The following is a 6,297-nucleotide window of genomic DNA, read 5'->3' as shown; positions in this document are numbered from 1 at the left end:
CACGAGCAGAACCACCGTAGGTTTTAGCCAGAACGGTAGTGATGGCAGCAGTCAGGGTAGTTTTACCATGGTCAACGTGGCCGATAGTACCAACGTTGACGTGCGGTTTTGTACGTTCAAATTTTTCTTTAGACACGGCTATATTCCTTACTATAGTGCTCTCCCCACCGGAGAGAGCACGGGACTTAGGTTTTAATCCTGTGGATTATTTACCACGGGCTTCAATAACGGCCTGAGCAACGTTGTTCGGCGCATCATCATACTTCAGGAATTCCATGGTGTATGATGCACGACCTTTGGTCAGAGAACGCAGCTGAGTTGCATAACCGAACATTTCGGACAGCGGTACTTCAGCGTGGATCTTAACGCCGGTTACTTCGGATTCCTGACCGCGCAGCATACCGCGACGACGGCTCAAGTCACCGATAACGTCACCCGTGTTCTCTTCCGGAGTTTCTACTTCAACCTTCATGATCGGCTCAAGCAGAACTGGTTTTGCTTTCTTAAAGCCTTCTTTAAAGGCAATAGACGCAGCCAGTTTAAACGCCAGCTCAGAGGAGTCAACGTCGTGGTAAGAACCGAAGTGCAGACGGATACCCATATCAACTACCGGGTAACCTGCCAGCGGACCAGCTTTCAGCTGTTCCTGGATGCCTTTATCAACGGCCGGGATGTATTCGCCAGGAATTACACCACCTTTGATGTCGTTGATGAACTCGTAACCTTTCGGGTTAGAGCCCGGCTCCAGCGGGTACATGTCGATCACAACGTGACCGTACTGACCACGACCACCAGACTGCTTGGCGTGTTTACCTTCGATATCGGTAACTTTCGCGCGAATCGCTTCACGGTAAGCAACCTGAGGTTTACCGACGTTCGCTTCAACGTTGAATTCACGCTTCATACGGTCAACGATGATGTCGAGGTGCAGCTCACCCATACCGGCGATGATGGTCTGGTTAGACTCTTCGTCAGTCCATACGCGGAATGACGGGTCTTCTTTAGCCAGACGACCCAGAGCCAGACCCATTTTTTCCTGGTCAGCTTTGGTTTTCGGCTCAACGGCGATGGAGATTACCGGCTCAGGGAATTCCATACGCTCCAGAATGATCGGCGCATCCGGGTCACACAGGGTGTCACCAGTGGTTACGTCTTTCAGACCGATAGCAGCAGCGATGTCGCCCGCGCGAACTTCTTTGATCTCTTCACGTTTGTTAGCGTGCATCTGTACGATACGACCGAAACGCTCACGTGCAGCTTTCACGGAGTTCAGTACGGTATCACCAGAGTTAACCACACCGGAGTACACACGGAAGAAGGTCAGGTTACCAACAAACGGGTCGGTAGCGATTTTGAACGCCAGTGCAGAGAACGGCTCTTCGTCGCTTGCGTGACGCTCAGCCGGGGTATCTTTACCGTCGTCCAGAATACCGTTGATTGCCGGAACATCAACCGGGGATGGCAGGTAATCAATTACCGCATCCAGCATCGCCTGAACACCTTTGTTCTTGAACGCAGAACCGCAGGTTACCAGGATGATTTCGTTGTTCAGAACACGCTGACGCAGAGCTTTTTTGATCTCTTCTTCAGTCAGTTCTTCACCACCCAGGTATTTCTCCATCAGCTCTTCGGAAGCTTCCGCAGCGGACTCGATCAGGTTCTGGTGCCATTCGTCAGCCAGGTCCTGCATGTCAGCCGGGATATCTTCGTATTCGAAGGTAACGCCCTGGTCTGCATCGTTCCAGTTGATGGCTTTCATTTTCACCAGGTCAACAACACCGGTGAAACCTTCTTCAGCACCAATCGCCAGCTGCAGCGGAACCGGGTTCGCGCCCAGACGGGTTTTGATCTGACCAACAACTTTCAGGAAGTTCGCACCCATGCGGTCCATTTTGTTAACGAACGCAATGCGCGGAACTTTATATTTGTTTGCCTGACGCCATACGGTTTCAGACTGTGGCTGAACACCACCAACTGCGCAGTAAACCATTACCGCACCATCAAGAACACGCATGGAACGTTCTACTTCGATAGTGAAGTCAACGTGCCCCGGGGTGTCGATGATGTTTACACGGTGCGGTTCATACTGCTTAGCCATACCAGACCAGAATGCAGTAGTCGCAGCGGAAGTGATGGTGATACCACGTTCCTGCTCCTGCTCCATCCAGTCCATGGTAGCGGCGCCGTCATGAACTTCACCGATTTTGTGGTTTACACCGGTGTAGAACAGAATACGTTCGGTAGTAGTGGTTTTACCGGCGTCGATGTGCGCACTGATACCGATGTTACGGTAGCGTGCGATGGGTGTTGTACGAGCCATTTGATTCCTCGTTTATTTCTTTAGGCGTTCAGTTAAGTTATCCAGAGCGGGCGACTCATCTGAAGCGCCCGCCTGGTGACTATGACTCCGAAGGGATTACCAACGGTAGTGTGCGAACGCCTTGTTGGCTTCGGCCATACGGTGAACGTCTTCACGTTTCTTAACTGCAGTACCTTTGTTGTCTGCAGCATCAGTGAGTTCGTTCGCCAGGCGCAGAGCCATGGATTTATCACCGCGTTTACGAGCAGCTTCAACGATCCAACGCATTGCCAGAGCATTACGACGAACCGGACGAACTTCAACTGGAACCTGATAAGTAGAACCACCAACGCGGCGAGACTTAACTTCTACAGTCGGGCGCACGTTGTCGAGAGCGACTTCGAAAGCTTCCAGTTCATTTTTACCAGAGCGCTGAGCCAGGGTCTCCAGCGCGCTGTATACGATTGCTTCTGCAGTAGATTTTTTACCATCTACCATCAGGATATTGACAAATTTAGCCAGCAGTTCTGATCCGAACTTCGGATCCGGCAGAATTTTACGCTGACCAATGACGCGACGACGTGGCATGGAAATACTCCGTTGTTAATTCAGGATTGTCCAAAACTCTAAGAGTTTAGTATGACATTAAGGTAAATCAGTTTGGCCTTACTTAACGGAGAACCATTAAGCCTTAGGACGCTTCACGCCGTACTTGGAGCGAGCCTGCTTACGGTCTTTAACGCCGGAGCAGTCAAGCGCACCACGAACGGTGTGGTAACGAACACCCGGAAGGTCTTTAACACGACCGCCACGGATCAGGATCACGGAGTGCTCCTGCAGGTTGTGACCTTCACCACCGATGTAGGAGGTGACTTCGAAACCGTTAGTCAGACGCACACGGCAAACTTTACGCAGTGCGGAGTTCGGTTTCTTAGGAGTGGTGGTATATACGCGAGTACATACGCCACGTTTCTGCGGGCAGGCTTCCAGCGCAGGCACGTTGCTCTTTGCAACTTTGCGTGCGCGTGGTTTGCGTACCAGCTGGTTAATTGTTGCCATTAAATAGCTCCTGGTTTTAGCTTTTGCTTCGTAAACACGTAATAAATCGCCTCATATAATATGAGGACGCAGAATTTTAGGGCGGTGCCGAAAAGGTGTCAAGAAATATACAACGATCCCGCCATCACCAGGCCAGCTGACCGGCATGTTTTACCGTGAGTCTGACGAAATCAGTATAGCTAACCCTACCGACACTGTCCGCAATTTGACCAGCCAGCCCGCGGGCGTCAACGTCGTCTTGCAGCACATAGAGGGTTATGGGGGCGGATTGCAGGATCTCAAGGAAGCGACCGCCGGCGATGGCCGCCGTGACGCCATCAGACAGCAATAACAGATCGTCGCCGTGATCCATCACGCGAAGCATTGCTGCGATATCGGCATGCCAGGGAGAAACACTGAGCGTATGGAGCATGGGGACCTCAGAAACGCAAAATCACATCAAATTCATGCAGACGGGCGCGCAGGGCATCCGGCGCCAGGCATTCGACATCCACCGCCCACGGAGTAGCGGGGTCCAGACCGCGCTCCCGCGCGGAGTCGGCACACAGCCAGCACTGATCGATGTCATACAGTGACAGCAGTTTAAAGGTGGCTATGTAGTCGCGAGCCAGCACTGCACCCGGCCGTTGATCGGGCAGCAGTTGAAAAACGCCGTCGCCTACAAAGAACACGCCAATCTCGTCGGTGAGCGCGGAGGTTGCTAATAAGGCGTCGAGCCCTTCCCTGCCGGCGGCGCTGCCGTGCGGCGCGGAGGAAAAAATAAAAGCCACACGTTTCATCAGAACTGCACCATCCGATCGCAAGTGAGCGCGGCTTCCGCCAGCGCGCCGAGCCCGCTCAGCGTGAAGCCGGGTTGCAAATTGTGGCTGGCCAGCGCGAGCTGTTGCGCCTCACGCTCGTCCGTTACGCCTCGACGCAAGGCAGCCGCCACGCAGATGTGTAGTGCCACACCTTGTTCATCGTGCAATGATTGCCACGCGCGCACCAGATCGAACTCATCGCTGGCGGGCGCCGTCAGTTGGTTAGCGTTGAGCACGCCTTCGCGATAGAAAAAAACGCATGCCAGTTCATGACCTTCCTGCAATACGGCCTGGGCAAACTGCCAGGCGCTGCTCGCCTGCTGGGTCCCATAGGCAGGGCCAGTCACCGTGAGGGCAAAACGCATTACTTATCCAGCCCCTGGAAATCGCCGCTCTTGAACTGGCGGATATAGAGGTAGACGGTATGCTTGGAGATATTCAGACGATCGGCCACCTGGTTAATGGCGTCTTTGATATCGAAGATCCCTTTTTCGTAGAGATTCAGCACGATTTGGCGGTTTTTCGCATTATTAGACACGCTGCGATCGGCGTTCACCTCTTCAATGGTGAATTCCAGCGTCTGCGCGACCAGATCGTCAACCGAGGAAGCAAAGTTCACCGGTGAGTTGACCTCCGGCGTTTCTGGCGGAATAAAGGTGCTCATGATCTGGGAAAAAGGCACATCCAGATTCATGTTGATGCACAGCAGACCGATCACCCGATGATCGCGATTGCGAATGGCTATCGTCACCGACTTCATCAGTACGCCGCTTTTGGCACGGGTGAAGTAGCATTTGGAAACGCTGCTATCGGCGCCCGTCATATCGTGCAGCATGCGCAGCGCAAGATCGGTAATCGGTGAACCGATTTGGCGGCCGGTATGTTCACCATTGGCGATACGGATGGCAGAGCATTTAAGATCCTGCAAAGAATGCAGCACGATTTCACAGTGCGAACCGATGAGCATCGCCAACCCGTCCACCACCGCTTCATAAGATTTAAGAATATCGAAATCGGTCTGGTCAAAGGGACGTTGATCCAGCAGGTCAAGCTCGCTGGTTTCGTTGGTTAAAAGCGACCTGGACATGAAAAAAAGCACTCCTTTTCAGGAGCCTGTCGTTATTGTCAGGGCAGGCTCATCATCATTATTAAGCTATCTAAAGTAATACAGCGCCTGAGGATCTTTCCAGTTTTAATTATATCTGCGCTCAATAAAAAAGCCGCCGCCTCTGACGAGACGGCGGCCTGAACCCGATTACTTCTTAGCGTCAGCGTTCGCGTCTGCGGCTTTCGCGTCGCCAGCGGCTTCCGGCTGTGCATCCGCCTTCGGCGCCGGTTTGATATCCAGCAGTTCTACGTCAAAGACCAGCGTAGAGTTGGCCGGGATCCCCGGAACGCCGGTTTTGCCGTAAGCCAGATCCGGTGGAATGACCAGCTTGATTTTACCGCCTTTCTTGATGTTCTTCAGGCCTTCCGTCCAGCCCGGGATCACGCCGTCCAGGCGGAAAGAGAGCGGCTCACCGCGGGTATAAGAGTTATCAAACTCTTTACCGTCGATCAGGGTGCCTTTGTAGTTAACCACCACGGTGTCGCTGTCTTTCGGCGCATCACCAGTGCCTTCTTTCTCGACTTTATACAGCAGGCCAGTTTTCGAGGTTTTCACGCCCTTCTCTTTAGCAAAGCTATCGCGGAAGGTTTTGCCTTTGGCTTCGTTCTCAGTCGCGTCTTTTTCCATTTTCTGCTGAGCCGCGGTCTTCACGCGCGTTTCAAAGGCCTGCAGAGTCTGTTCGATCTCCTGGTCGGACAGCTTGCTCTTATCGGCAAACGCGTCCTGTACGCCGGCGATCAGCTGGGCTTTGTCCAGCTTAATGCCCAGCTTTTCTTGTTCTTTCAGGGAGTTTTCCATGTAACGCCCGAGAGAAGCGCCCAGTGCATAGGCGGATTTCTGATCGTCATTTTTAAATGCCGATTTACTCTCAGCCGCTGGGGCTGCCTTCGCCGCCGCATCTGCAGCAAAGGTCAGCGGTGCATTCAGGGCGACGGCCATTGTGGTCGCCAGCAGCGTTACTTTAAACAGTGATTTCATCCATTTCTCCAGGGCCGGGGCCTCTCACCCCAGGGTTATCGTAAAAAGCAAAA

9 protein-coding genes are annotated in these 6,297 nt (G+C 53.0%); all 9 read right to left on the bottom strand.

The window, feature by feature from the left end; all coding sequences use genetic code 11:
• Positions 1–136 (bottom strand): GTP-binding protein (locus AS136_RS26615; protein WP_009484166.1); only part of this gene is annotated, 136 nt, incomplete at its 3' end.
• A gap of 69 nt (positions 137–205) precedes the next feature.
• On the bottom strand, positions 206–2,320 hold the full coding sequence (fusA, locus tag AS136_RS09665; RefSeq protein WP_008807045.1) for an elongation factor G: 2,115 nt from the start codon (positions 2,318–2,320) through the stop codon (positions 206–208).
• 96 nt (positions 2,321–2,416) lie between these two features.
• Entirely contained in the window at positions 2,417–2,887 is a 471-nt protein-coding gene (gene rpsG / locus AS136_RS09660; RefSeq protein ID WP_008807044.1) for a 30S ribosomal protein S7, read from the bottom strand.
• Positions 2,888–2,983: 96 nt separating this feature from the next.
• Positions 2,984–3,358, bottom strand: a complete 375-nt coding sequence (gene rpsL, locus AS136_RS09655) for a 30S ribosomal protein S12 (protein WP_002920115.1) — start codon at positions 3,356–3,358, stop codon at positions 2,984–2,986.
• A 124-nt stretch (positions 3,359–3,482) separates the two neighbouring features.
• Entirely contained in the window at positions 3,483–3,770 is a 288-nt protein-coding gene (gene tusB / locus AS136_RS09650; protein WP_008807043.1) for a sulfurtransferase complex subunit TusB, read from the bottom strand.
• Positions 3,771–3,777: 7 nt separating this feature from the next.
• Positions 3,778–4,137 carry a sulfurtransferase complex subunit TusC gene (gene tusC, locus AS136_RS09645; protein ID WP_008807042.1) on the bottom strand — a complete coding sequence of 120 codons (360 nt, stop codon included), beginning with the start codon at positions 4,135–4,137 and terminating at the stop codon, positions 3,778–3,780.
• On the bottom strand, positions 4,137–4,523 hold the full coding sequence (tusD, locus tag AS136_RS09640) for a sulfurtransferase complex subunit TusD (RefSeq protein ID WP_008807041.1): 387 nt from the start codon (positions 4,521–4,523) through the stop codon (positions 4,137–4,139). The genes tusC and tusD overlap by 1 nt, the downstream gene beginning before the upstream one ends.
• Entirely contained in the window at positions 4,523–5,245 is a 723-nt protein-coding gene (locus AS136_RS09635; RefSeq protein WP_002920130.1) for a helix-turn-helix transcriptional regulator, read from the bottom strand. Before AS136_RS09635 ends, tusD begins: the two co-directional genes overlap by 1 nt.
• A gap of 168 nt (positions 5,246–5,413) precedes the next feature.
• Positions 5,414–6,244 carry an FKBP-type peptidyl-prolyl cis-trans isomerase gene (fkpA, locus tag AS136_RS09630; protein ID WP_012540430.1) on the bottom strand — a complete coding sequence of 277 codons (831 nt, stop codon included), beginning with the start codon at positions 6,242–6,244 and terminating at the stop codon, positions 5,414–5,416.
• Positions 6,245–6,297 lie beyond the last annotated feature (53 nt).

Origin of the sequence: Klebsiella sp. D5A, from assembly GCF_001620885.1 — a bacterium.
GTDB lineage: Bacteria > Pseudomonadota > Gammaproteobacteria > Enterobacterales > Enterobacteriaceae > Klebsiella > Klebsiella variicola.
Note: the sequence above shows the minus strand (reverse complement) of the source record. Positions and strands in the feature narration are given on the sequence as shown.

Bases quoted from the DNA above. Each gene is read 5' to 3' on its own strand.
- fusA (WP_008807045.1), bottom strand. From the start codon at position 2,320: ATGGCTCGTACAACACCCATCGCACGCTACCGTAACATCGGTATCAGT.
- AS136_RS09635 (WP_002920130.1), bottom strand. From the start codon at position 5,245: ATGTCCAGGTCGCTTTTAACCAACGAAACCAGCGAGCTTGACCTGCTG.
- rpsL (WP_002920115.1), bottom strand. From the start codon at position 3,358: ATGGCAACAATTAACCAGCTGGTACGCAAACCACGCGCACGCAAAGTT.
- tusB (WP_008807043.1), bottom strand. From the start codon at position 3,770: ATGCTCCATACGCTCAGTGTTTCTCCCTGGCATGCCGATATCGCAGCA.
- fkpA (WP_012540430.1), bottom strand. From the start codon at position 6,244: ATGAAATCACTGTTTAAAGTAACGCTGCTGGCGACCACAATGGCCGTC.
- tusD (WP_008807041.1), bottom strand. From the start codon at position 4,523: ATGCGTTTTGCCCTCACGGTGACTGGCCCTGCCTATGGGACCCAGCAG.
- rpsG (WP_008807044.1), bottom strand. From the start codon at position 2,887: ATGCCACGTCGTCGCGTCATTGGTCAGCGTAAAATTCTGCCGGATCCG.
- tusC (WP_008807042.1), bottom strand. From the start codon at position 4,137: ATGAAACGTGTGGCTTTTATTTTTTCCTCCGCGCCGCACGGCAGCGCC.